At 66.9% G+C, this 26,360-nt stretch carries 12 protein-coding genes and 1 pseudogene; 5 read left to right on the top strand and 8 right to left on the bottom strand.

Going from position 1 to position 26,360, the window contains the following annotated elements; all coding sequences use genetic code 11:
• The first annotated feature begins 4 nt into the window (after positions 1–4).
• Positions 5–13,816, top strand: a complete 13,812-nt coding sequence (locus tag ACFYOW_RS03955) for an NUDIX domain-containing protein (RefSeq protein ID WP_387284284.1) — start codon at positions 5–7, stop codon at positions 13,814–13,816.
• A 552-nt stretch (positions 13,817–14,368) separates the two neighbouring features.
• On the opposite strand, the pseudogene ACFYOW_RS03950 reads toward ACFYOW_RS03955, so the two are convergent.
• Positions 14,369–14,695, bottom strand: a pseudogene (locus ACFYOW_RS03950) ((2Fe-2S)-binding protein); the annotation flags it as partial.
• A 327-nt stretch (positions 14,696–15,022) separates the two neighbouring features.
• On the opposite strand from ACFYOW_RS03950, the gene ACFYOW_RS03945 reads away from it, so the two are divergent.
• Together ACFYOW_RS03945 and ACFYOW_RS03940 are read left to right on the top strand one after the other, a co-directional pair.
• Entirely contained in the window at positions 15,023–16,168 is a 1,146-nt protein-coding gene (locus ACFYOW_RS03945; RefSeq protein WP_387284282.1) for an acyl-CoA dehydrogenase family protein, read from the top strand.
• Positions 16,152–16,823 carry a TetR/AcrR family transcriptional regulator gene (locus ACFYOW_RS03940; RefSeq protein ID WP_387284280.1) on the top strand — a complete coding sequence of 224 codons (672 nt, stop codon included), beginning with the start codon at positions 16,152–16,154 and terminating at the stop codon, positions 16,821–16,823. The genes ACFYOW_RS03945 and ACFYOW_RS03940 overlap by 17 nt, the downstream gene beginning before the upstream one ends.
• Positions 16,824–16,837: 14 nt before the next feature.
• On the opposite strand, the gene ACFYOW_RS03935 is transcribed toward ACFYOW_RS03940, so the two are convergent.
• Positions 16,838–17,206 carry a hypothetical protein gene (locus ACFYOW_RS03935; RefSeq protein WP_387284278.1) on the bottom strand — a complete coding sequence of 123 codons (369 nt, stop codon included), beginning with the start codon at positions 17,204–17,206 and terminating at the stop codon, positions 16,838–16,840.
• A 313-nt stretch (positions 17,207–17,519) separates the two neighbouring features.
• Here ACFYOW_RS03935 and ACFYOW_RS03930 point away from each other — a divergent pair, with 313 nt between their 5' ends.
• On the top strand, positions 17,520–18,281 hold the full coding sequence (locus tag ACFYOW_RS03930) for a DUF4190 domain-containing protein (protein WP_387284276.1): 762 nt from the start codon (positions 17,520–17,522) through the stop codon (positions 18,279–18,281).
• 11 nt (positions 18,282–18,292) lie between these two features.
• Here the strand turns inward: ACFYOW_RS03930 and ligD are convergent, their stop codons facing one another.
• From ligD to ACFYOW_RS03900, 6 genes are all read right to left on the bottom strand, one after another.
• Positions 18,293–19,303, bottom strand: a complete 1,011-nt coding sequence (ligD, locus tag ACFYOW_RS03925) for a non-homologous end-joining DNA ligase (protein WP_387285992.1) — start codon at positions 19,301–19,303, stop codon at positions 18,293–18,295.
• Positions 19,303–20,388, bottom strand: a complete 1,086-nt coding sequence (locus ACFYOW_RS03920) for an ATP-dependent DNA ligase (protein WP_387284274.1) — start codon at positions 20,386–20,388, stop codon at positions 19,303–19,305. The genes ligD and ACFYOW_RS03920 overlap by 1 nt, the downstream gene beginning before the upstream one ends.
• 122 nt (positions 20,389–20,510) lie before the next feature.
• Positions 20,511–20,909 (bottom strand): cold-shock protein, encoded by a 399-nt coding sequence (locus ACFYOW_RS03915; RefSeq protein WP_387284272.1) that lies wholly within the window; start codon positions 20,907–20,909, stop codon positions 20,511–20,513.
• Between the two features lie 31 nt (positions 20,910–20,940).
• Positions 20,941–22,041 (bottom strand): flotillin family protein, encoded by a 1,101-nt coding sequence (locus ACFYOW_RS03910; protein WP_040690060.1) that lies wholly within the window; start codon positions 22,039–22,041, stop codon positions 20,941–20,943.
• Between the two features lie 37 nt (positions 22,042–22,078).
• The gene (locus ACFYOW_RS03905) at positions 22,079–22,312 is read right to left on the bottom strand and encodes a hypothetical protein (protein WP_387284267.1); all 234 of its coding nucleotides are present in this window, start codon (positions 22,310–22,312) and stop codon (positions 22,079–22,081) included.
• Between the two features lie 65 nt (positions 22,313–22,377).
• Positions 22,378–23,298 (bottom strand): hypothetical protein, encoded by a 921-nt coding sequence (locus ACFYOW_RS03900; protein WP_387284265.1) that lies wholly within the window; start codon positions 23,296–23,298, stop codon positions 22,378–22,380.
• A gap of 120 nt (positions 23,299–23,418) precedes the next feature.
• On the opposite strand from ACFYOW_RS03900, the gene ACFYOW_RS03895 reads away from it, so the two are divergent.
• Positions 23,419–26,355: a tetratricopeptide repeat protein gene (locus ACFYOW_RS03895; RefSeq protein WP_387284263.1), complete on the top strand. Its 2,937-nt coding sequence runs from the start codon at positions 23,419–23,421 to the stop codon at positions 26,353–26,355.
• The last annotated feature ends 5 nt before the right edge of the window (positions 26,356–26,360 follow it).

Genomic DNA, 26,360 nt, shown 5'->3' with positions numbered 1-26,360 from the left:
GCCGGTGGGAGACGGGTTCTCGCTGAACCCTGTGGTTCAGCTGCGGGAGTTGTTCGAGGGTCTGCCCGGCCCGGTGCGACGCCCGATCGAGATGGTGGTGTTCGGCGGGGATCTGCCGCGGGCCGACATCGCCAAGATGCGGTGGCTGGCCGCGGAGTTGCGGGACAAGGCCGCGGCGATGAACGATCACGTATCGGACGCGGGAAACCTACTGGCGCAGCAGGATTCGGTGGGAGTGTTCGGTGACCGGTTGCGGGAGGCGTTGCACTCGCAGCAGGACGGCGGAGCCAAGCTGCGCGAGCGGGCGCTGGTATTGGCCGATCAGACGGACGGGACGGCCAACGACGCGGAGAAGACGCTGTGTGTGATGTTCGCGTTCGGCATCCAGCTGGGCTGGCGGATCGTGCGGATCCTGTCGGCGGCCGCGGCGGCCGGGCCGGCCGGCGAGGTGGCGGCCGCACCAGTGGTGGAGTCGGCGTTGATGGAGGGCCGCGCCGAGGTCGCGGTGATGCGTGCGGGCCTGGAGCAGGCCTACACCCGGCTCGCGGTAGGCACGTCGGCCAAGCTGTCGGCGTTGGGGCCTGCCCGGTTCGCGCTCACGGTGGGCCGGGGGGCGCTGCTGCCGACGGCCGTGGACGGCGGCGTGCAACTACTGCAGGTCGAGGCCGGTTACCGGAATGCGTCCCCGATCGGGGACAACGGCGATAACCGAACCGGTATCGACGTGAAGTCGATACTCGCGGCGGCAGCGGCGGGTGCCGGTGGCGCGGCGGGCGGCACGCTGGCCGCGCGAGTGGGGCCGACGGTGGTTCCCAGGATGCAGACCAGCCGGACGCTGGCCGGCCTGGTGCACGGGACGGCGGGCGCGGTGGCGGGTCTGGGGGCGGCCTCCATGATCACTGGTTGGCCGGAGGATTTCGACCACATCCTGGCGCCGATGCTCAACGGCGCATTCGCCGGAACCGTGCATGCCCAACCCGGCAGTCACTCTAGCTCCGGTCGCGCCGCCGAGTCGGTGGTCGACGGTAGCGGTCTGTTCACCCGGCCCGACCTGCCCGCGGCTGAACCGCCGGTGAAGATTTCGGAGGAATCGAGGCAGGCGTGGGAGGCCGCGCGGCAGGCTTGGACGGCCACTCCGGACGCGGTGGTCACCGAGAGCCAGGCGCCGTTGGCCGGCGTGACGGTTCCACCAACCCCGGCACCACGGCAGTCCGGCGGATCCGGGGCGCACCCGACCGAGGCAGCGTCGCCGGTGGTGGCCGGTACGGAAACAGCGGCGCCGCCGAAGGTTCCGGTGGACACCCCCGCGCACGCGGCCGGCGACGGACACCGGATGCCGGCCGAGTCACCCGCACGGTCGCTCACGATGCCGGGCCAGGGGCCGCATGCGGAGGCCGGTGCGGAAACAGCGGCGCCGGCGAGGGGGGCGACCGGCACCCCACAGCACACCGCTGGGCAGCAGCCGTCGGCAGGCGAGGCGCGCGGCCAGACCGCAGAGCGCGGCACGCCGCCGGTGGTGTCCGGTGCGGAAACATCGCAGCCGCCGAAGGTCTCGGTGGACACCACTGGGCGCAGTCCCGCAGTGCCCGCCGCCGGGCAGCATCCGGGTGGTGACGAGTCCGGTCGCGTGGCGGGCCAGGCCCCACCGCGTGCGGAGGCAGGTGCGGAAAACTTTGCGCCGCAAAAGGTTCCAGCGGAAGCCGGGGAGCACGCGGCCGGAGACGGCCAGGAAGCGGCCGCCGCGAACGGGCGGCGCTCGCCGGGCAGCGATGAGCAAGGCTCCGCCGCGGAGCAGGGCACGCCGGCCGGTGAGACCGGCCAGGGGGCAGCGGTCGGTGAGACCGGCGCAGAGGCAGGACCGGAAACCGGCCGGGCCCAGGTTTTCGGCGACGACGCAGGTTCGCCGGCACCGAATTCTCGCGATCATGCCGAGGACGTGCTGGCTGATTTCAATGCGCGGTCGGGTGATCACGTCCCGGCGGCGCTGCGGCTGTCGAACCTTCCGGACGAGGTGTTGAAGGCTGGGCTGTTCCACAGCGACGAACGGGAATCGCTGATCGCGGGTATGGAGATCATTCGGCGCCGGACGATCGGCGACGCACCCGGCGGGATGGTGTTGCGTCCGCCGCAGCTGGAGGGCGGGTTCGAGATGGCTCGGCGGCCGGTGCAGATGCTGCCGGGCCAGGGTAAGACGCTGATGTTCATGTCGTATTCGATGAACCAGGCGGTGCGCCACGGTTCGGTGCTGCTGGTGACGACCGCGGACGGGTTGGCGCATCGGGAGTTCACCGAGTACCGGCGGGTGGTCAGCGACTTCGGCATCGACGTGTTGCGAGCCGATCAGGCGACCGGGTTCGGTCCGGTGACACCGGGCAGGCCCGCGATCGTAGTGGCCACCGGTGAGACGGTCGGGCACCTGTGCAATGCCGGTCATACGCCGCCGCGCCGGGTGGTGATCGACGAGATGGACGCGATCGTCGACCGCGGTGAGAAGACATTCATCCGATCCGAAGGCGCACAAGAGGCCGCTCCCGAGGCAACGGCGCGTGAGGTGTTCGCCGCGCACGACTTCCTCGCCGAGGCGCTCGCGAAAGGGCAACTGTCGCACGAGGATTTCGGTCTGAAACGGATCGCCGAGGAAGTCGACGTGGAATTGCCCGACGGCACCCTCGCGGTGGGGACGGAGTACTGGTACGACGGTCGAGCGGAACTGACACCGGCGGGACGGGCGAAACTGGAGGCGCTGCCGGACGGGAATCGGTGGCTGCAGCACATGGGGCCCTCGCGGCTCGAGATGGCCGCCGCCGCCGAGTTCACCACTCGCAACAAGACCCATTACGTGATGGATGCGGGCAAGATCGTCATCGTCGATCAGGGCGAACACGGTTTGCAACGCAATCCGAAGACCTCGAGCGAATCGCGGTGGAGTGCCGAGCCGGGCAAGGCGAGCCTGGCCCAAGCCGTGGAGGCCAAGGAGATCCGGGCCGCCGAGGCCATCGGGATGGACGCCGAGCAGCACGGCATCGTGGTACGCGCCGACGCCGACTCCGCCAAGAGCATCACCGCAGCCGAGATCTACGGCACCGACCGCTTCTTCGACCACATCACCGGCGCCTCGGGCACGCTCAGCGACCTGGGCGGCGTGCTGAAGACGGTGTACGGGCTCGACGCACCGCACGAAGTCGATCCGTTCAACCCCTCGCGGCTGGTGGAGGGGCAGGCCGACCTGCACGAGAACACCAGGGGCAAGCTCAACGCGCTGGCCGGATACGCCCACCAAATGTGGGACGGTGGGCAGGGCCGGTTCCAGGAAATCCTGTGCCACCGCAATGATTTGGTCGAAAAACAGGTCCGCGCGCTGCTGCGGGCCGGAGTACCACGGGAAGCGATCGAGGCGGTCGACGCCGACCGGATCGCCAAGTGGGGCGCGGACTGGGAAACCGAGTTGCAGAAGGTCTTCGACGACGCCGGTGAGCAGGGCAAGATCCTGGTGATCAACCGGCAGGGCCAGCGTGGTGTGGATATCGCCGTGTCCGACGCGGTGCTGGCCAAGGGTGGCATGCACGTCTGGATGACCGAGGTTCCCGAACAGTCCTACATCTACGACCAGGCCAAGAACCGCACCGCCCGCAACGGCAAACCCGGTACAGCACAAGCATTGATGTCGCCGCAGGACGCACTGATCCGCAACGCCATGCACCTGCGTGGGGTCCGCGAGGCGGTGATCCACTACGACCAAGCCGTCGCCGCCCACCGCGCCGCACCCACTCCCGAGACGCACAACGTCGTCGTCGAGGCCGGCGACAAGCTCGGCTCGCTCGTGCCCGGGCTGCAACAGCGCGCCCACCACCACGCCACCGCCGATTTCATCCTCCGCTACGCACCGATCACCGCCCCCGAAGCCCTCATCGCCGCCTCGACACCCTGGCACCCGGGCGACGCGGAGATCGGCGAACCGGACCAACTGGCAGAGCGATCCACGCGACTCGCCAGGCTACTGGGGATTCCCGCGCCGGCGCTGACCACCGCCGCCGCGGCGGTACTCGATTACGACGACCGCGACAACGCCCACAATGCCGCCACCGCTGCCACCGCCGACCCACTGCACAGGTTGCTGCACCAAGCGCACCTCCCGCCCGCTGCGGTGGAAACGCTGCGTCAGCATGTCGACGCGACCGCCCCCGCAGCCGCCGTCCAGTACGCGCTGCTCACCGACGGTCAAGCACTCGACCAGCTCACGCCCCGCCGCGACGCACTGGCCGAGGAACTCGGCCTGCGCCCCGAGCAGATCGAAGGCGCCGAGGGCCTGCGGCATGTCGGCGCCGCGTCGACCGGCGCTCAGCACGACCTCGCGGACGCACTCGGCGTTTCCCCCTCCGACGTCACCCCCGCCATGGCCCGAGACATCCTCGGCGAAGCAGTCGCCCACCACCTGCCCGACACCAGCACCCAGGACCACACCACCACCGACGCCGACACGAACGACCCGGCAGCCCGCAACCCGGTTGCCGACGACCCCGTCGCCGAGAACGCTGTCGCCGCCGCCTCCTACTTTCTGGCTACCGCTGCCCTGCTCGACCTGATCACGCAAATACACCGGCGCAGCCCCAACAGCTGTGTCAACAACGGCGTGTCCGCCATGCGAGTGCTGTGCCCGGACAACGACGACCGCTTCATCATGCCGCCCGGCGGAATACCGCTGCGGGGCCACGACTGGAATACGGTCCGGAAATCGTTCGGCGGCACACCAACGGGATTCGACTCATTGGACAGCGCCGTCGAATCTTTGAAACAGCGCCCCGGCGGCATCCAGGTCCTGGTCTACAAATGGAAGAACACCGAGAACGACGGCAGCAGGGACGCCGACAACCACCTCGTAATCCTGGTCAACGACAGCGCACCCGGCGACCCTCCGAACCTGGTCGTGGTGGACCTCGCCGCCGACGACAACGGCGATATCGACTTCGGCCCGAATGACCTGGCCGACCGGCGGGCCCTGCTGAACAAAGCCGCCAAGTTCGACACCTGGCAGCGCACTCAGCAGAAATTCATCGAAAGACTGCCCGAGTCCCAGCGCGCCTTCTGGACCATCGACTTCGAACCGAACGGCGACCTCGTGCGGGAGCCGGCCGGCCACGCTGTTCACCGCACCGAGACCAGCCTGTCCCCGGAACGAATCCGGGAAATCGACGAGATCGGCGAATCGGTGCTCGCCGACGAGGCGCCGAGACCACCGGACGATGAGGACGGACCGCTGGCTAGGCCGTCCACGATCCCCGCGAACTCACCCGACCGGCCTAACTCCGCCCGACCGGCCGAACCCGCCTTCACCGGCGCTCGCCCACCCGAGGGCGCCTATCCACTCGATCCAGCATCCGAACATCCACCCAGCACAGCACCCGAACGTCCGCAGCAGGCCAGGACGCGCCAGCCCGTCCCACGAACCCTCGCAGCGGCCCTCGACCTGGTCCGAAGTGTCGACGCCGATCCGGCTACCTCATCGGATGCGACGCGCTTCGTCATGAAGTGCTACGAGGAATACCGGCAGCGTCAACAGAACAGCCTTTACGAAGTCCATAAGCGTGGGCTCGAGGACCGGGAGGCGATGGCGTCCGAGCTGGCCGCGCAGGAGGCCAGTAGGTACGTCAGCCAACCTGCGGTGCGCGCGACCATCGACCGCAACGCTGCCGACCATACTCTGCGACTCGTCCGCAACATTCAGGTTCGCGCCAAGCGGCGACGTGGGAGCCTGCCCGAACGCCTCGCAAGCCTCTATCGGGCCGGAGCTGGTACGCACAACGCGAAGGCGCTGCCGTGGCCGCAAGGCGCCAAGTCGAAGAAACCCGACGTCGTTCCGGAGCGGAACATCGGTTCGGTCGCTCCCGACGATGCCGCGGATGGCAGCAGAGCCGGCCGTGGGCAACGGCACACGGGGCAGGACGGACCCGATGGTTCGATCGGTAGCCGTCCACCGGAAGACACTCCTGATTCGCGTCCCGGCAAAGCGGATCCGGCGGCGCTGACCGATCCTGCGATACCGGATCCGGTCCATGCCACGCGAGAAGAGCTCGCCCACTGGGCATCTCGGCTGTCGGCTCGCGGTCTGCGGATCTTCCTTGCCCAAACACAGACCGAAACTTCGGCCCACCTTGCGGCCCTGCATCATGGACAACCGCCTGCGCTCGAGGAAGCCATAGGAGCGGCACGAGTGCAAACCGCGTTAGCGGCCGAACAATGGCGCCGGATCACCGACGCCGGCGCCGGGGGGTCGATCATCGAGGCAGATGCGGTGGCCGATGCCGCCACCGTTGTATTCGAGATCATCGGAGCGCTGCACGGAGCCGGGACGCGGTCGGCGCCCTATGCCGACGATCTCGATGTATTGACCCGATTCCCGGAGGAATTGGCCGCAGTCGTCGAACTCGGTGCGGCGCGCTTCGTCGATGGCTCTGGCTGGGCAACGCTTGCCGACGACTACCTCATCGCGGGGCGCGACGGCGACTGGGATCAAGAGTTGGTCCACTCGCTGCGCTCGCTACCGGCGCAAGCAGCCGAATTCGCCGGCGCCCTCGTCGGCTCGGATCGGACCTTCGGCGAGGTGGCGCGGCGATATATCCCGAACGCCTACCAGGCGGCGCTGTACTTCCTGACCCGCACCCACGACACCGACCGAGCGATCGACCGGCTTCGCGAGCTGGACCACGCGGTCGCGGCCGCAGTCGACCGACTCGGTCATACTCGTCCCGCCGAAGCCGTAGGTTTATCGCTGTTTCAGCTGCGCATCGATATCCACGAGGCAATCGCAACTGCCAGCGGTGCGAGCGCATCCGAAATGCGGTCCAGCACTCTGCGCGGCCTCGGGAAAATCCCCCTGCTGCCGCAGATGCTTTCGCGCATCGTAGGCGACCTCGACGACCTCGCCCAGCACGGCTCCGAATCGCCGAGACCCATCCGGCCGTCCTACACTGCTCACTCCATTGCGTCCGAGGAGCCATTCACCGACGACGACTATCGAGAAGCCATCCCCGCGCGCTTCCGCCCTCGGGTGCTCGGAGTGCACGGCGGACAGTTCGTCGCGCCGAACGGAACGTCCCTCGACCCCATCGGCGCAGAACCAGGCGGGATTTCCTTCGTCATCGATCAGTGGGGGCGAATGCTCGGTGAGAGCGAACACGCCGACATAATCCACGTGCTGTCGGCTATGGGAGATGCGGTGGCCGGCTGGGGCGTCGTGTACCCCGACGAGAACGGGCGGCCGACGGGGCAGGTGTACCCCTACGCGCTGGGCGGCCTTGCCGACGCGATGGGTACCACTCAACTGCGCGATGTGCTGGCCCGAGGTGGACTCGATCTCACCGACGCCGGCTTCAACAACGAACGCCGAGCGGGCCCCTTGTACGGCGACTTGTTGCCGGTGTCAGAGCTGTTCACGATGCCGAAATTCGGCCTCCAGAACAGCATCGAGGCAATATTCGCGGTGTACGACGATCGCTTCTGGGTTGATCCCGTTCGCGAGAATATGACGCGCGACGCCGACGAGGTACGAGTACCGCTGACCCTCGGCCCGCTCCGTCGCGAACCGGGGCATGTCGAGGTTGTCGTGTACCGGGAGGGCGAGCGCACCATCGTCCAGTATCGCGATCCCGACCCAGGTGTCGAGCCCGATCAGGTCGCTCCCGTGTTCGACGAGTTGCACCAGCGGATGACCCGGTGGGTGGCCGACTCCGATGGAGTCGAATGGCACCCGAACACCGCCGAGGTGGTCCACCTATTCGAGCAGCACCTCGAGCGATCGGACCAGGCACCGGACCAGGCCGACGATCACATCGGTAGCCGCCCAACGGATTCCATACCCGAGCCGGGCGATCCGGCTCGTCATTCGTCGACGGTGATTCCCCCGGGCACCTCCGGACAGCAGGTTCGTGCGGCAGTCGCCGGGCTGCTGACCGACAGTGATTCCGTCGGCGCGACTCAGCCTCCGGAATTGCTGAATGTCGCCGCGCAGCTAGTGGATTACGGTCTGGGCGCAGCGGCCCGCGACAGCGTCCTGCTGCGGTTGTCACGGACACAGGGTGATGGTGGATTCGTAGTCAGTGGATCGCTCGAGGGACTGACTGTGGTGCAGTCCCGGGAAATTCTGTCGGACGCCTGGGGCGGCACGGTTTTCGGATCGTTCGAGTGGCAGGGCCGGGCGGACGGCGCGAATTCATCGTGGTCGGTGCGGTTTTGGGTAGATCGTAAACGTGTCGGTCAAGTCGATGTCGCGCAATTGGCCGAGCTTGCAGAAGGTTTCGATGCGGCCCGGGTGAATTCGATACTGGCCGAGGCGATCGGGTTGGCGGGGCGGCGCCGGGGTGGTTTGCGACGGGGTGGCGCGCTGACGGTCGAGGCGCGCGATGGGGAACTGCGGGTGCGGGTGCTGGCGAGCGTGCTACCTGATTACGCGCTTCGCGACAGCGACGTACTGTTCGATCGCACCATCAGCGCGGCTGGGCCCAACCGGCCCGGTTTCATCGGCAGCAGGCCAACCGAGTCCGGCGCCGCGGACGAGCGGACCGCTCAGATGATGCGCAACCGCGCGGACATCGTCGAGGAACTGCGGATGGTCGCGGCGCGGCGCGGCGAAGAGCCGCCGGCCCGCGGGGCGGAGGCGGCGGCCTTGAACGCTTGGCGCCGGGTCCAGGCCGAAGCCGTCACCATTATTTCAACGTTGACCGGTACCGACCCGATCCTGGCTGCAACCCATCTGAACGACGTGCTCAACCTGCTGCACAGGCGGCTGAATGCACTCACCCGATCACAATGGGCCCAGCTGCTCGACAGCGCTGGGAAGGAGCGGTTGACCGGGCTCGGCTCCTGGATCGGCCGCGGCCTGATACTGGAAGACGATCTCCAGCGGGCCACCACACTGGCCATCGAGGGAACACCGGACGCCGCGCTCAACACTTCGAATACCGACAGGGGTGCCCAGCGCAGACAAGAGCTCGACGACATGTTCGGTCGCTCTACTGTCGCACCGGGAGCGGCCGTCGAGATCGGCACCCAAGGCCGACTCAGCGCGCTCGATCGCCTCGCCGCCGCATCTGATGCCGCCACCCCCACCGGTCGCCTCTTGACCGCTCTCGTCGACCACCAGCAATCGGCCCGACTGATACAGCTGACCACCATGCGGGTAGATCTGGACCGAGCCATAGCCGAGCACGTCGGCCGAGGCGAAACCGGTGACCACGATCGTCCCGCCGGAAACATCGGCACTCCGTGGTCACGGCCCCCGCAAAACCCGTCTCCGGAACAGACGCAACCAATCGAGTGGCGGCGGTTCTATCCGGATGCCACCTCGGAGAACGCGCCACCGGACAGTCGCGGTAATCCTCCCGATCGCATCGGCAGCCGTCCGCCGGACGGCGAAACTCCGCTTCCGGCCGGGCAACCGAACGATGGAGACGGACCGCTCGGTCGGCCGTCGACGATCCCTGCGGACCCGCCCGAGCAGCCCGAGCGTCCCTTCCGGATCCTCGACGACCCCGGGATGTCCGGTGACCGTGAAGTCGAGCCTGGGTACTGGGGTCATTACGGGGCGGCGGGTGTGCTGGTCCGGCACGTGAACGAGCTCGGCGAGGAACTGTTCCTGATTTGCAGCTCGAAAGCCGGGTTCTCCCAGGGGAATTGGCAGCTTCCCGGTGGCGCGCTGTGTTCGCGGGAAACACCGCCCCAGGGCGCGGCCCGCGAGATGAGCGAGGAACTCGGCGCGAGCGCGGAATATCTGGCCCGCCTGGCCCATGTGGGGACGCATGTGATCCACGGGCCACGCGGGTGGAAATACCACCTCCTCGTCGCCGACGCGCCGCACCGGCTCGATCCGGTGGTGGACGACAAGGAAATCGGGGAGGCCCGCTGGGTGAGCCGCAACGAGCTGATCGCGATGGCCCACCGGGGCGAGTTGCACTCGGCACTGGCCAGGAACCTGCCCCGAGCGCTCGGCCTGTTCGAGCTGGACGCGGACGACCAGAGCGAACCGGCCGCACCGCCGCTCCCCGACTCGACGTCGGCGATGCCTGCCGAACCGGAGCGCGCTGGGTTGAAACTGGCCTTCCGCGCCCCGAACCGGGCAATGCTCGACGACTACACACAGCTGTACGAATTCGGGCGAGCGAGTTTCGATGATCCGTCACGTACGGCCGAGGTAGCACGACGCAACGAGGAGTTCTTCGCCCGATATCCACAGGCACGCGAGCCGGCCGTGCAGGGCCACCTGGTGCAGTACCGCGCCCTGCTTCAGCAGATCGGTGACCTGGCAGACGACCTCGGCGTGAGTGTCACCGAACTTCGCGCGCAGCTGACAAGCGAACTCACCGATTTGGTCGCGGGCAAGCCGCTGGCGCTCCGGATGAGACAAGAGGCCCTGTTCGGCCTGCTCGCCGACGGCCGGTTCAAGACACAGTTCGAGGGCACGCTGGGCGGCGGTCACCGCAGCGATGTGGCGAAAATGGAGAACCGGTGGTTCGCCAACCCCGAAGATATGGATCCGCGGCTGCGGCCGGTCTACGGGCACGTGCTCATCGGCGGCGAGCGCCCGGCCGGGCTGTCCGACGCCAGCATCTCGGCCGGGCTGTCCGACACCCACATCAGGCTGCACACCGAAAAACTGGCGATGTACGGCCGGATCGACCTGGTGTTGAAAGACGATGTCCGCGAGCGGGCCACGTTCTCCGTCGGCGATTCGCTCGTCTACTCCGGCTCCGTGTGGGGTGGTAAACCGGCACGGACCATACCCTCGCCGCTGCTCGACCCGCAGCCGGAATCTTTCGGCGTTGCCCCGTTGTCCGCGAACGTCACCGTCGAAGATCAGCCCCTGCGCGGAACGAATCGCGACTATTCCGGCCAACTCTTCCGGCGGAATCAGTTCGTCGAATGCCACATCCACGGCGGAATCACCCTCGCCGACATCGATCACGTCAACCTTCCCGAACCACCCGATCCGGAGCTGCGCGCCGCACTCGAAAACGCGGGCGTACCGTGGCGCGTCCTCGACAGTCACGCCATCGCCCGCAGCGGTGACCCCGAAGCAATCGCGAGAGAAAGGCGGCGACTCGAGGAAGACCTCGCCGTGGTCGAGGCCAGGGTCGCCGGCATCCGCCGAGAGCTCGACACCTCCGAACGACCGGATGCCCCGCGCCAGGTACGAGAACAGTCCGAACGCGTGCGAATCGAGCTGCGCAACGCCGAAGCGATGCGGACCCGGATCATCGAAATGCTCGCCCCCCTCGACGGGGGGCGCATCGGCAGCAGGCCTGATACCGAACAGGACGGACCGGTCGGCCCGCAGGGCTTCATCGGCAACCGTCCCGATAGTCATATCGGCGCCAGACCGACCGACGGACACGATGAGATACCCGAAGGCCGCGCCGAAGGAAGAACGGCCGAGGCCGGGATGCCGGTACTGGCCGGGCCGATCGAGGTCGGCGAGTTCGGTGGGGTGCTGGCCGACGGCTATATCGGTAGCCGCCCAGGGGAATCCACGCCTCGGCCCGGCGACCCGTCCCGGGGTGAATCGGCCGTGTTCGCACCGGATGCGAGCGGTCCGCAGGGATTCATCGGGAGTCGGCCACCGGACGAGAGCTCGCCCCGCGACGGCGCGTCCGCCGGTTCCGAGTTTCCGGGTCCGGTGCTGGCGGGGAGGGAATCCGGAACAGCGGACCGTTCGCTGGTCGAGGATGCGCCGGGGGTGCGGGTCGAGGCGGTGACCTTCGGCAACGGCACCCGAGTGTTCGCGGAGACGTACGACGAGCAGAACCGGCCGACGCCGTGGAGCACGGCGAGGGGGGAGCCGGGTGAGCCGGCGATTCCATCGGTGTCGCGGGACGATTACGCGCTGGGCGATGGCACGACAGGGCCGGTCGGATTCATCGGGAGCAGGCCACCCGAACCGGGTGAGCCTGCGGGTCGGGCGGCCTCGGCGGAGACGTCGCGGACGACGCCATGGTCGCGGCTCTCCGACAGTGACGCACACGAGGATGTCGGCGGTGTGGGAGAAACGGCCGAGCTGGTCGCGACCGGCGCGGTGGAATCACCCGCGGTATCCGCGTCGTGGCGCGTCGTGGAGTTTTTGCTCGAGCACTTCACCCGCCGAGACACGATCTACTGGTGTCAGCTGAATCCGGACAGCCTCTTCGCCGAGTGGGGCTGGTCGAGTGACGAACAGCTTCCCGCCCTGGCCCCGGACGTTCCTCTGAGCTGCATCGACATGGTAGTGTACGCCGCCGTCGCGACCGGTGCACTCGGCCGCGAGCACGTGCGCGCGTTCTACGGCTGGGAAGACGCTGAGGACTTCGCCGAGCGCTGGGTGCACGAACTGCCCGGCCTTCTGGTCCCGGCCGGGCGGCAGCTCCTCTCGGACCGTGACATGGGGCCACGTCCACGGCGCGGTGACGTGGTGATGTGGTTCGGCACGAGTGAGCCGGGCGGCGACGAGCGGTTGATGCATGTCGCGGTGGCGGACGGCAAAGCCGATCGCGGGGCCGGTTCCGCTTCCGTGCTTTCGTTCGGTGCCAGTTGCTCTTGGCTGCCGTCACAGCCGCGCCGCGGCGCGACCAAAATGAGCGGGGTCGAATTCACGACAATCGCGGACATCAACAACACAATGGCGAACTGGTCGCACACGGTACGTGTCGAGTTCGGCCCCGGCCCGTGGACGCAGGCACCGGCAGTCGCCGGGGAGCTTCGAGTGCCACCGAGCCGGGAATCGCAGGCTTTGCGGCCGTTCAACAAGAAGAGTTGGCGTCGTGAGTTCCCGGACTTGGCCGACTGGATGGCAGGGCGGTCCAACGCACAGCGATGGGCGGCCGCGTTCGACGAGTGGGAGCAGGCCGAGGGCGCCGCGGGTGCGCCGACGCGACTGGTCGAGCTGGTCGACGTCGCTGTGTCGAGCACTCGGATCGAGGAGGTGCTGCGGTCACCCCGGAGGTTGCCGATCGACGGACACCCCCAGGTGGCGGTACAGGTGGACCAGGACGGCAATCCGATCGCCCTGACCGTCGCGAGCATGGGCGGGCACGGCCGTGTCCTGCGCAAGCTGTTCACCGAACGCCCGGATCTGCTGGACAGTATGCCGCGGCACGGTGGTCGCCTGCCGATCGTCTACGACGACGTGCAGCTGCGTACCGGCGGGGAAGTTCGCAGCCAGAATCTCGAGCCGGAGGACGCCGATCGGAGCCGGAAGGCCATCCCGGGCCGGCTGCTGCACGAGTACCTGCGCTTGTCGAGCGCAGGAGCGCTCGACAAGGCGAAAACCAAACTCGGGAAATCACCGAAGCGGCCGAGCTTCGAGCAATGGGTAGCGGCGTTGCCGCCGAGCGTGTTCAAGGGCCCCGATGACTTCTCCTACGCGAAGACGTCCATGGGTCACATACTGACCGACCACGCGGTGGAGGAGGCGTGCCGGCCGCCCCGAGCCGATGAGCCCGACGATCCACACGGCGCCATGGCGGCGCTCCGCCGCATCGTTCTCGAAGACCCCGCCGGTGCCGTCCGCCCCGCACCGATATCGGAACAACCGGCGCAGTTGACGGAACGCTCCGGCGAAGTGCTCGACCTCGGTGTCGAGTCGGCGCGTGTCACGGTCGGCAAGGACGCATCTGGCAGGTGGCGTCTGCTCGTTCAGCGCTACACCCCCGTGTACCCGGGCGAGGTCCTCACGCAGTGGTGTGCGCCGCTGCATGCCGGCAGCCGCCGCCGTGTGCTGAGCCTCATCCAGCGACAGTTGAGCGGCCGAGCGATCGATTCACCCGCAAGTCCCGATGCCGGATCGGACGGTTAGCACGACGGTTGTATTTCGTTGTTCTGTAATCGGTTTGGTTGATGGCGGAGCTTTCGTGCGCGGGCTTGATGACGGCGGCGCCAGTGGATGCGGCCAGTGCGTGGGTGAGGGCGCGGGTGGGGTGGAGCACTATCGCCAGGAGCCGGCGGATTTCGGCGATTGTGAGTGGGCCCAGCCCGCGTGGGCTTTTGGGTCGGTGGCGGCGCTGACGGCGAGGAAGGCGTCTGTGGGACCGGGACACCGTCCGGGCAGGCCAGCGCCTCGGCCACATACGAGCGCAGACGATCACGCAGTTCATCGGCGTCCCACCGGGACCGGTTCAGGAAATGCTGGAACCCGTCCGGCTCCACCACACCCGCGGCGTCGGCCAACTGCCAGGAGTTCTTACGCTCCCGGTGCCAGCGACCCCGTCAGATACGCCCGCGCCCACCGCCTCGACTCCGCACCGGTCCCCAATGCACCGCCCGGCAGGCCAGTGCGAGGGTGCAGCCATCCACGATTCAGCTGCTGCTAGGTGGCGCCGGTGGCCGCGGCGATCTCGGGCAACGCGGTGTAACCCGGTGTGCAAAAACCACATTGGAGCCCATGACAGTCATGGAAAGCGGCTTGCACCGGGGATAACCGGCCGTCCGGCGATGCGATCCCCTCCACGGTCGTCACCTCCGCACCGTCGGCCTGCACAGCCAGGACCAGGCAGCCGCGTACCGCTTGCCCGTCCAGCAATACCGTGCACGCACCGCACACCCCGTGCTCGCAGCCCAGGTGGGTCCCGGTCAGCCCGCAAATTTCGCGCAGATAGTCGGCCAGCGTCAGCCGGGGCGGCACCCGATGGCGCCGGGCCCGTCCATTGACCCGCACCTCGATATCGATGTCACTCATTACTCGCCTCCTCAACAGCGCGGCACCAGGCTCGGGCCACCACGACCGCCCCGACCCGTTTGCGGTAGTCGGCCGTGCCGTGCAGATCGGACGGCACTGTGTCCAACGGTTCGGTCGCCGCATGCCCGACCTCGTCAGGCGCGCCCTCGGCGATGTTTTGCCGATCAGTTCTGCCTGTGCGGTCAACCGGCTGATCCGCATTCCGCCCGCCTAAACCTCAGGTCAACCAGCCGTGTGCCCACCTTGTTGACATTGTGCCAATAGTGCGCCACTCTGATGACGAGACGCGGGTGCGACGGCCCGCGCGATGAGCAAAGGATTTCTGCGATGGCACGCGCGGCATGGAGTGACGACGAGGTCGAGGCGGTCCGGGAACTGGCGAGGAATTTCTTCGAAAAGGAGGTCGTCCCGCACGAGGAGAAGTTCGTCGCGCAGGGACATCCCGACCGCGCCCTCTACAACCGGGCAGGCGAACTCGGCCTGCTCTGCACCGCGACCCCGACCGAATACGGCGGCGGCGGTGGCACTTTCGCGCACGAGGCCGCCATTATCGAGGAACAGGCCTTCGCGGGTGACGGCTCGATGGGCATGGCCGTGCACACCTCGATCATCGCGCCCTATATCCACCACTTCGGTACCGAAGACCTCAAGCGGCGGGTGCTGCCCAAGGCTGCGACCGGTGAGATGGTGCTCTCCATCGGCATGACCGAACCGGGCACCGGCTCGGATCTGCAGAACATCAAGACCCGCGCGGTCCGCGAGGGCGACGAATACGTCATCACCGGGTCGAAGATCTTCATCACCAACGGCTGGCTCTGCGACGGCATCATCATCGCCGCCAAGACCGATCCGACCAAGGGCGCGGCGGGCGTTTCGCTGATCTTCGCCGAGGTGGGTGATGACACCCCGGGCTTCAAGCGCGGCCGCATCCTGAACAAGATCGGCGGCAAGGCCCAGGACACCGCGGAGCTGTTCTTCGACGGACTGCGCGTGCCCGCCTCGAATCTGCTCGGCGAGGCCGAGGGCCAGGGCTTCTATCAGATGATGCAGCTGCTGGCCCAGGAGCGGCTGGTCACCGGCATTATCGCGGTCGCGATGATGGAGAAGGCGGTGCAGTTGACCGTCGACTACACCAAGGGGCGTGAGGCCTTCGGTAAGCCGCTGTTCGCGATGCAGAACACCAAATTCGAGATGGCCGAATGCGCGACCATCGCCAAGGTGAGCCGGATCTTCCTCGACGACTGCATCAGCAAACATCTGCGCGGCGAACTCGATATTCCCACGGCTGCGATGTCGAAGTACTGGCTGACCGACCAACTCGGTATTGTGGTCGATCGCTGCCTGCAACTGTTCGGCGGCTACGGCTACATGACGGAGTATCCGATTTCCCAGCTCTACACTGGTGCCCGCGTGCTGCGCATCCTCGCGGGCAGCAACGAGGTTATGAAGGATCTCATTGCCAGGTCACTCTGAGATCGCCGCTAGCGATCGCTTGCGGGGCGCTCGAAACGACACCGAGGCGCAGCCGCGCAGGCGCAGGCTGGAACCGGACGAGCGCCGCGCACAGATCCTGGAGTGCGCGATCGACATGTTCGGCGAGCGGCCCTACGCGGCGGTCTCCACCGCGGAACTCGCGCAGCGCGCCGGTGTCGCGCGCGGGCTGATCAACCATTACTTCGGCAATAAGCGCGACCTGTATCTCGCGGTCGTGCGCAGGATGGTCACCCTGCCGCGCCTCGACGATATGGTCGCGCCGACCGGCACCGATCGCGAACGCGTCGATGCGAGTGTGCACTGGCTGCTGGATGTGATCTCCGAACACGGCAGCACATGGGTCAAGGTGACCAGTCACGAGGGCGTCGGTGACGATCCCGAGGTGCAGCAGATCCTGGATCAGGCCGATGACGCGGCGGCCGAGCGGATGCTGCTGATGGTCGGGCGCGCGGAGTCGGCGCACAGTGCGCAACTGCGCGCCATGGTCCGCGCATTCGGTGGGTTGGTGAAAGTCGCGGGCCGAGAATGGATCACCCGTGGCGCCCTCACCCGCGAGCAGGTGCACGCGCTGCTGTCCGACATGCTGATGACACTGGTGACCGAAACCATGCCGAAGGTGGATCCCGGGCGCTGACCTTGCGACGCGGGCTATTTCGGCAATTCCGAAGGCCTTTCACCCGCCGCGATCCTGCGCTCGGTCGCGCTGTAGCGGACGCGACGCACATGCCCGGGCGCGTGCCCGTTGCGACCGTACTTTCGCTCGATCACTTCCTCGCGGCGATGCTCGACCAGCAGTGCGCCGATTCCGGAGATCCACAATGCGGCGGTGATCATCGCACCGATCTGGGTCCAGCCGATGAAGCCGTAACCGGCTGCGGTGAGTGTGCACGCCATGGCGACGATGCCGAGCGCGCACAGAATGATGCCGGGCACGTTGTAGTCGTCACCGAGTAGATCGCCCGCGTGGGAATGCCACGGCCGTCGCTGTTGTCCCTTCGAACCGGATTCACCGCGCATGCATCCCTCCTCTGCTGACGTCACCACATGGGTCGGTCCCGAGACCAGCATGTACCTCGACGGCGCGCGGCGCGAGTAGTGTTTGCCGGTTTGTTACTCCGGTGCCCGAACCGCCCCGTGCCGAGTCCGGTCGCCCCGGTGCCGAGTAGAGGCCGAGTTGACATGGTGGCGTTCGCGATTACGGTTTGATGACGATTGATCGGCCGTTTCGGATGATGTTGCGGCCGTCGGCCCCTATCCTTTGTCGGTATCGGGGCGGGTCCGGGCAGTTCGTGGTTCCTGCGCGGTTTGGTGGTGTGGAAGAGGGACCTGAATGGCACGGACGGATAACCGTGAGCGCGAGCGCTGGCCGGAGGCGCAACCGGAGGAGTACGAGCCGGAGACCGGAGCGATCGGCCGGTGGCCGGATCCCGATCCCAACGACCGCTGGCCGGAGGCCGAGCCGCCGGCCCGACGCCCTACCCGGGCCGGTCGCCTACGGGTCGAGGTTCCGCCCATCGTCAACCCGTATGCGATCGTCGCGTTGGTGGCTGCGCTACTCGGCCTGTTTCCGGTCGCGATCGTCTTCGGGTTCATCGCCTTCAGCCATCCGCGCGGCAAGACGATGGCGGTGTGCGCTCTGCTGCTCGGTGTGATCGAGGTGGTCGGTATCGCCGGATACGTCGTGCTGTCCGGAAGCAACCTCTCCGACGCGCTGTCCGGGGTGAACCGGACCCCGGGCGTATCGAGTGTCGCGCTGCCCTCCACCATCGCCCAGACCGCCGTCCCTCAACCCTCGGTGGCGCCGACCGTCGTCACACCTCCGGCCACCTCGGCCGCGGCGCCGACGAGCCAGGTGGCCCCGAAGAAGGGCGCGGTGTGCACCGAGCCGGGCCGCATCGGCACGGGGGCCGACGGCAACACACTGCTGTGCCTGGCCAGCGGCGGTGTCTACCAGTGGAACGGTCCGTACACCGTCGGCGGCACCGTCGCGGAGCCGGGGACCAAATGCGACGGTTCGACGAAGAGTGCCCGCACCGCGGACGGGCGTGCAGTGACGTGTGAGAGCAAGGTGTGGGTGCTCTGGACCGAATAGCCTCCCGGTAGCTAGCCCTCTGTTTCCGGCTTCTTGGCCCGGCTCGGCTGTACCCGGGGCGGCTCGTTCGGCATCTTGGGGTATTGCGGCGGCCACGGTGCGTCCATGAGCCCGGATGTCATATCCCGCTCCGACATTTTCAGCAGCGGCTCGATGGACTGGGCCGGTCGGTCCGCCCACGGGTCACCGGATTCCGTCAGCCGCGCGGGGACGGTGGCAATGGTCAATTCCTCGGGGACAACGGTATCCAGATCGGACCAGGCGATCGGCGTGGAGACCTGCGCGCCGACCTTCGGGCGCACACACCACGCGCCGAAAACCGTTTTGTGCGGGGCATTTTGGTTGAAGTCGACGAAGACGCGGTTGCCGCGCTCCTCCTTCCACCACTGTGCGGTGATTTCGTCCGGATGCCGCCGCTCCAGTTCGCGAGCCAGCGCGACCGCGGCCGCGCGCACCTGATAGCCGTCCCATTTCGGTTCCAGCGCAACGTAAATGTGCAATCCTCGCGAGCCGGAGGTCTTGATGCGGGAGTCGATGCCGAGTTCGGTGAACAGCTCACGGGTGAGTACGGCGGCGTGTTTGAGATCGTCGAAGGTGATGCCGGGGGAGGGATCCAGGTCGATGCGCAGCTCATCGGCGATATTCAGATCGTCGATGTGATTGGGCCAGACGTGGAAGCCGAGACAGCCCTGGTTCACTGCCCACAGAATGTGTGCGAGATCGTGGGCGACCAGGGCATCGCTGGTGGTGCCGTTGGGCGTGGCGACCTCGACGGTGTGCAGCCAATCCGGCGCGGATTTCGGCACCCGCTTCTGGAACCACGACTTACCGGAGGCCCCATCGGGATAACGCTCCAGCAGCAGCGGCCGATCACGCACCACCTGCAGGAAAGGTTCGGCCACGGCCTGGTAGTACCGCACCAGATCGAGTTTCGTCTCACCGCGTTTGGTGAAGTAGACCTTGTTCGGATTGCTGATGGCGACGGTTCGGCCGTCCACCTCGATATCGACCGACTCGGTCATCATTGCCCCCGGGCTTCGGTGAAGATGGCGCTCAATTCGGCCGGCGCGACCTCGTCGAGTTGGGCGTAGGTACACGACTCCGGTGTGCGATCGGATCGGAAGCGCACCAGCCTGCCGCCGTGCCGCAATCGGCCGGACTGCACATGTTCGTAGCGGACCTCGGCGACCAACTCCGGACGCAGCGCCTCCCAGGACAGATCCTTACCGCCGGTCCATCGGCTCACCCCGCCCGGCATCTTGCCATCTGCTTTCGCCTGGGCCGCGGCATCGGCCCATTCCCGCCACGGATGATTCGCCAATGCGTTCTCCCGCAACGGTTTCAGCTCATCGACCAGCGACTTGCGTTTGGCCGCGGTGAAACTGCTCGCCACCCCGACATGATGCATATTGCCCTCGTCGTCGAAGAGTCCGAGCAGCAGCGAACCGACGCCCTCGCCATCCTTGTGCCAGCGGAAACCGGCCACCACGCAGTCCGCGGTGCGCTCGTGTTTGACCTTGAGCATCACCCGCTTGTCCTGCAGATACGCCAGCTCGTTGGACTTGACCATGACGCCGTCGAAACCCGCACCCTCGAAGCGGGTGAACCAGTCCTCGGCGACGGCGGGATCCTGGGTGATCGGAGTCAGGTGCACGCGGGCGAGTTCGGTATCGAGAATGGTCTGCAGCAGTCGTCGGCGTTCGGCGAACGGCTCACCGGTCAGATCCTTGTCGCCGAGAGCGAGTAGATCGAAGGCGACGAAGCTGGCCGGTGTTTCCTTGGCCAACTTGTTGACCCGCGAGGCCGCCGGATGCAACCGGTTCTGCAGGGTGTCGAAATCGAGTCCCTCATCGGTGACCACCACGATTTCACCGTCCACCACGCATTTATCCGGCAGCGCCGCCTTCAACAGTTCGGCGACCTCGGGAAAATAGCGGGTGAGGGGGCGGTCGTTGCGGGAACCGAGTTCCACTTCGTCGCCGTCGCGGAACACTACGCAGCGAAATCCGTCCCATTTCGGTTCGTAACTCAGGCCCGGCTCGTGCGGCACCGAAGGTGCCGTTTTCGCCAGCATCGGCCTGACAGGCGGCATGACCGGTAGGTCCACACGATCCTCCTCGGGTTCGCTCCTCACCTGTGCCGACGTCGCGGGCGACGCGGATTCATCGGTGCGGGCTCGAGCTCGATCGTAGATCGCAGGTCCGACAAGGTTGTGAACTTCGAGTAGCGCTATTCCAGCCAGCCGTGCTGATCGGCGAAGGCGGTGAGGCGGTCGCGGATGGTGAGGATCTCACCGGCGGTGAGGGCGGGGCTCGCGTCCAGTAGTAGCTCGGTGATCAGGCGTTTGTGTTCGGTGACGGTCAGCTGGCCGGAGCCGGATCTGTCCTTTTTGTGCCGAGGAGCGGGTGGTAGTGGTTGACCGCCGACCACCGCGAGGTTGACCGCCTTCGGACCGCGATCACCCTCGGTCACATCGAATTCGAACACCCGCCCCTGGCGCAGTTCATCCTCGTCCAGTCCGATGTCGTTCACATGAACGAACACATCCGGGCCACCATCGTCGGGCCGAATGAACCCGAATCCCCGCGAACTGTCGAACGACACCAATTTCCCGATGGACACCAACACCCGCTCCTCGCGCCGTCGCTACTCGGCCACTTTAGCCCGCATTATCCCCGTCGTTGGATGAAAGCGCCTTTTGTAACGAGTTGAATACAGTGAGGCCCTGACCGACCATTCCGTTGACCAATTCGCCGACACCGTCGGGTCCGTTGAGCACCGTCAGGTTGGCGTTCGCCAGCCCGTTGGAGGCCTGCTTGACGATTTCCGGCAGCTGCTCGATCAGCAACTGGTCCAAGGCGATCCGGTTGTTCGACGCCGCCGCCTCGGCTTGGATCCGGGTCCGATCCGCCTCGGCCTCGGCGAGGATGCGCACCCGTTCCGCTTCGGCCTGAGCGGGTTTCACGACTTCGGCCTGCAACTGCTGCTCACGCAACTCGGCCTCTTTGCGCGCCTGTTCGGCCTGCGCGGTGAGCACCTCCTGCATCGCCTTGGCCTCGGCCAGCGGACCGGCCTGTGCCGCTTCGGCATTGGCCTTATCGATATCCTGCTGATACTGCGCCTGGAGAATGGCGGTCTCACGCTGATATTCGGCTCGGCGGCGCAGCGATTCCTGTTCGGCCTCGGCGGCACGCTGCGCGGCCTGTGATTGCGCGATCTGCGCATCGCGCTGCACTGCCGCGTTGTGCGGTGCGGCCAAGGCGGTGATGTACCCCAGATTGCCGTCATCGATGGATTGGATCTGGAACGAATCCACCCACAGACCGATATTGCTCATCTCCACCTTGGAGGCCACCAGCACCTCGTCGGCCAGCCGCTGGCGTTCGCGGATGATCTCCTCGACCGTCATCGAGCCGACGATCGAGCGCAGGTGTCCGGAGAAGATGCGGCCGGTCAGCACCGACATCTCCCGCTCCTGTTCGGACAGAAAGCGTTGGGCCGCATTGACGATCGACTGGGTATCGTTGGCGACCTTGAACGCGATCACCGCGCGCACCTCGAGTTGGATGGCCTGCTTGGTGACGCAGCGTTCCTTGATCTCGGCCTCGAACATGGCCAGCGACAGATAGCTCACCTTGCGGAAGAACGGCATCACCCATTTGCCGCGCCCGATGACTACGCCGAAGGGCGCGTTGTCCTTGCTCGTACCGCCGCTGACCAGCATCGCCTCGTCAGGATCTGGAACGTGATAACCCAGCACTGTGCCTCCCTGGCAGTTCATAACTTCGGTCGCGGTGTCAGATGTCGTCGACCGGGACGGGTTCCAGCGGAATCCACGGCACCACATCGACGATGCGGCCCGGTTGTACCGCGATGATCAGGACGGTTTCACCGGCCGAGATCGGCTCGGCCGCCCGCGCGATATATATCTCCGTGCCCCCGCGAATCGCAACCAATACTTCGCCGAGCATTCCGGGGCCCCGGATCGGCGAGGTGAGCGTACCCGTCAAACCGTGCACGGGGTCGGTCATCGCGGTGAACTCCTCGCACTCGGTGCCAGAGTTGTCAGCGTACGCGGGATTCGGAATAGCTCCGGTTACGAGAGGGACTCGGCGATGATGCGTCCGACCGATTTCTTGGTGAGATAGTGCGTGGCATCGTGCGGACTGGAGCCATTGTCGAGTTCGGGATGGGTCGTCGGCACCACATCGCGTCCCGGCGCGGGCCGGAAATAGGGCGCCAGATCCAGATGCGCCGCGACGATATCGTCGCGATCGGCCAAGTTCTCCCAGCGGGTGAGCGCGGCGGGCACCGTGGGCGGCTGCGGGTGCAGCAGCGGATAGATGATGGACTGCAACGCGAGCGGCGAACCAAGGGTGACCAGCGTCGCGGGCTGATCGGTCCGATGTAGTGCCTCATAGGCGACCACCGAGCCGAGCGAATGTCCGATGACGAGCCGGGTCTCCGGACCGATCAGCTCGAGCACCTGTTGCTGCGCGTAGGCACGCACCGCATCCTCGGCCAGATATCTGCTGACCTGGGCCAGTGACCGGTTGACGAATTTCCCCGCCATCCCGAAACCGAAGGGCGCGAACCACTTCAGCTTGGTCAGCGCATTCGCCGCAGGTCTGGCCTTGCGGCCGAAGCCCTGTGCACCCTCGGTGCCGAGCGCGGAATTGTCCAGGTAGCGTTGCGCTTCCAGCCGATCGCGCTGGTCGGCCGCCTGCTCGGCCGCCGTTGCCAACCACGCCTCGGCGATCTGCTCGGTGAGTTCGGCATTCTCGGTACCGACCGGTCCGCCGCCGCCTTGCGCGCCGGGATCGAGAAAGGCATTGCCGTAGAACGCCATTCGAACCTCTAGTACCCCCGGGCGCTGGCCGCGCCACAGCTGATCGGCGAGTTCACCGTAGCCGGCCGTACGGACCCCCGCAGCCAGCGCCGGAAGCCATTGCGCTTCCAGCAGATCCGCGCCGTATTGCTCCTGCGCGATCCCGTGCACCAAGACGATCGCTGCCATCAGCTGCCCCCGTTGTCACTTGCCCCGATGTGTGTTCGGGTACCTTCCTACCACGCACGGCGGCCCATGTCGGGGTGTCGACGTCGTCGGGGAGTCGAAGGTGGGAATGGTGGTGCTGATATGGGAGGAAGGCTCGCCCTGGTGGTCGGGTCCGAGTGTGCGGCACTGGGGGAACTGGGGTTCACCGGTGAATTGGCCACGGGTCTGTACGGGACACTGACCGGATCCGGCGGCTGGCGGGCGGCGACGCAAGCGCCCGGTCCGGTACTGAACCCGACAGTGGCACAGCTGGTTACGGCGGTGGACGAGGCATTCGACGCGGCCGCGCGGGAGCAGGCGACGCTGCTGATCGGATTCGTCGGCCATGGCACCGCGACCAGCGCGGAGGATTTCTTTCTGCTCGGCCATGATTCACCCGCGGTGCCGAACTCGCATACGGCCTTCCATCTGACACAGGAGATTCGAGAGCGGTTGAACCGATCGTCGCTCGACGGGCTGGTCGTCCTGGTCGACGCGTGTGAGACCGAACAGGGCGTACTCGGCGCGGCCCGTCGCTGGACCGACCTGCTGTCGCGGGCGGCGGGCCGGATGGAATTGCTGGTCGCCGCCGGTGACGGGCCGGCGTATGCCGGATGCTTCACCCGAACGCTGCTGTCCATCTTCGCCGCCGGACTGCCCGCGCGCGGGGAGAATCTGCTGCCGTCGGACCTGGTCGATCCGATCGCCGCGGCCTGCACCCGGCAGCAGCCCGAACATCTGTCGTTCACCTCGGGCACGGTATCCGCGGCCGAGGGCGGTGATCCCGGCCTGTGGCTGGTGCCGAATATCGCCCGTCGCCGCGATGCCGTAACCGGCCGTCCGGCAGCGGGTTTCGTCGATCAACTCACCCGCAGACTACTACTGACCCCGGCCGTGCGCGAGACGCTCGACGATATCGTCGGATCCGGCAGCTACCGGTTGCGCGGGGTGATCGGACCGCCCGGCGTCGGCAAATCGACACTGCTGGCAATGCTCATTCGGCCGAGCCTGGTCGACACCCTGCCGGTCGCACCCGAATACATCACGGCCGCAGTATTTTTGACGGTCAGCAGTTCCATCGAGGCGGTCGCGGCCGAGTTGTCCGCGCAATTGAGCACCCGGCTGCCCGGCTTCCGAGCTGCGGTCGCGGCGGCGCGTGGCCTGGCCCGACACAGTCTCACCCCACCCGATGTCTTCGATGTCGAGGTGCGACAACCGCTGGCGGACCTGGGCGGATGGGGTCGCCGGGTCACCATCGTCGTGGACGGACTGAACGAACCGGAGCAAGGCACCCAGCGACTGCTGGTGGCCGCCGTGGCGGAGTTGACCCGGCGACCGGAGCTCGCGCACGTCCGGGTGATCGTGGGCATCCGGGAGGGGCTCGGCTTCGAGAACGATCCGGAACTGCGGCATATGCATCGGATCGTCGTCGCCGAACCGGTGGCCGAGGATATCGCCGCGATCGTCGAATCGGCCGGATATGAGCGCGCTGCCATCGATGAGCAGGAATGGGTCGGCTGGATCGATGCGCGGTTGGCCGAAACACCAACGGCGCGTGCCGATTCCCCGGCCGCTGCGGCGGGCTGGCTGTTGGCCGGATTGCTGGCCGAGGTCGCCAACGAGGTCACCGATCGGGTGGTTGCCGAGGATATCGGCGTCGACGGTCTGGTGGCGTTGCGGGTCGGCGCGGCCATCCGGGCCGCGACGGGCGATGGACCGGATATCGCACCGAATGTCGCCGATGCCTGGGGGATCGGCGCGGTGCTCGGTGTGCTCGTCGCGGCAGGTGTCGGTCCGGTGCTGCCGCTGGAACTGCTGGATGCGGCGATGCGTGAACTCGGGGCCGAGGTGAGCATTGCCGGAATCCGCGATCTCACAGTGGGTTTGGGTGTGCTGGTCACGCGCAGCCGCCCCGGCACGGCCGACGAATCGCTCGGTATCGCGCACGCCGCCCTGCTCCCTGGACTGGCCGATGAATGCGATCGGCTCGGTGTGCACAGCGAGGATGCGCACCGCGCGGTGATCGCGGCCATCGAGGCGGCCACCACCGAGCGCGTGGCCGACTATGCCCGTGGTGCGGCGGTGCGCCACTACTTGGCCTATGGCGCCGCGGCGGCCGCCTTCGGCTATCTCGAATCGCTGGAAACCACACGCGTGGTGGACAATCGGGATCTGTGGGTGGCTTGGCTGCCGAGCTTCACTGCCGCCATGGGGCCGGATCATCGCGTGACGCTGCTGGTTCGTAACCACCTTGCGAACTGCCGTGGTCGCAGTGGCGAATTCGACGCCGCCGTCACCGAATTGGAGGAGCTGGCCCGCGATCAGACGCGGGTACTGGGCGTGGATGATCTCGACACCGTCACCACCCGCTACGACATCGCGGATTGGCGCGGTCATATGGGCCAGCTCGAGCGGACGGTAGCGGACTTCGAACGGCTCGTCATCGATCACGCCCGCATCCTCGGCACCGACCATCCGTGGACGCTGCGCGCGCGAAACAGCCTGGCCTACTGGCGCAGTGAACGCGGCAGCCTGCGCCGCGCTGTCATCGAATTCGAACAGCTGATCGCCGATCAGCAGCGCATCCTCGGTCCCGTCGACCCGCAAACCCTGCGCACCCGACTGCATCTCGCGCGTTCCCGCGCCATGGCGGGCGAGTTGGTCCGCGCGTTCACCGAATTCGAACTGCTGCTCCTCGACCAGGTCCGCATCCTCGGCCCGGATGACGCCCAGACCCTGCGCACCCGCATCAGTATGGCGCGCTGGCGGCGGGAGAGCGGCGAAACGACCAGGGCCATTACTGAATACGCCGCCCTGCTGACCGATCAGTTGCGCATTCTCGGGCCGGATCATCCCGATACTCTGCACACCCGCAATTGCCTCGCGGGCTGCTATGGCGAGGCGGGTGATATCGGTGCCGCCATTGCCGAATTCGAGCCGCTGCTCGCCGATCAGATCCGGGTCCTCGGGCCCGACCATCCGCACACTCTGCTCACCCGCAGCAACCTGGAATACTGGCGCGCTCGATCCGATGGCTAGCAGGG

Source organism: Nocardia sp. NPDC006982 (genome assembly GCF_042869435.1).
Taxonomy (GTDB): Bacteria; Actinomycetota; Actinomycetes; order Mycobacteriales; family Mycobacteriaceae; genus Nocardia.
This window is presented reverse-complemented; position numbering and strand designations above follow the sequence as displayed.

What these genes read in the sequence shown, in the direction of transcription:
- ACFYOW_RS03935 (WP_387284278.1), bottom strand. Translation starts at nt 17,206, where the DNA reads ATGCGCGGTGAATCCGGTTCGAAGGGACAACAGCGACGGCCGTGGCAT.
- ACFYOW_RS03905 (WP_387284267.1), bottom strand. Translation starts at nt 22,312, where the DNA reads ATGACCGACCCCGTGCACGGTTTGACGGGTACGCTCACCTCGCCGATC.
- ACFYOW_RS03945 (WP_387284282.1), top strand. Translation starts at nt 15,023, where the DNA reads ATGGCACGCGCGGCATGGAGTGACGACGAGGTCGAGGCGGTCCGGGAA.
- ACFYOW_RS03900 (WP_387284265.1), bottom strand. Translation starts at nt 23,298, where the DNA reads ATGGCAGCGATCGTCTTGGTGCACGGGATCGCGCAGGAGCAATACGGC.
- ACFYOW_RS03895 (WP_387284263.1), top strand. Translation starts at nt 23,419, where the DNA reads ATGGGAGGAAGGCTCGCCCTGGTGGTCGGGTCCGAGTGTGCGGCACTG.
- ACFYOW_RS03930 (WP_387284276.1), top strand. Translation starts at nt 17,520, where the DNA reads ATGGCACGGACGGATAACCGTGAGCGCGAGCGCTGGCCGGAGGCGCAA.
- ligD (WP_387285992.1), bottom strand. Translation starts at nt 19,303, where the DNA reads ATGACCGAGTCGGTCGATATCGAGGTGGACGGCCGAACCGTCGCCATC.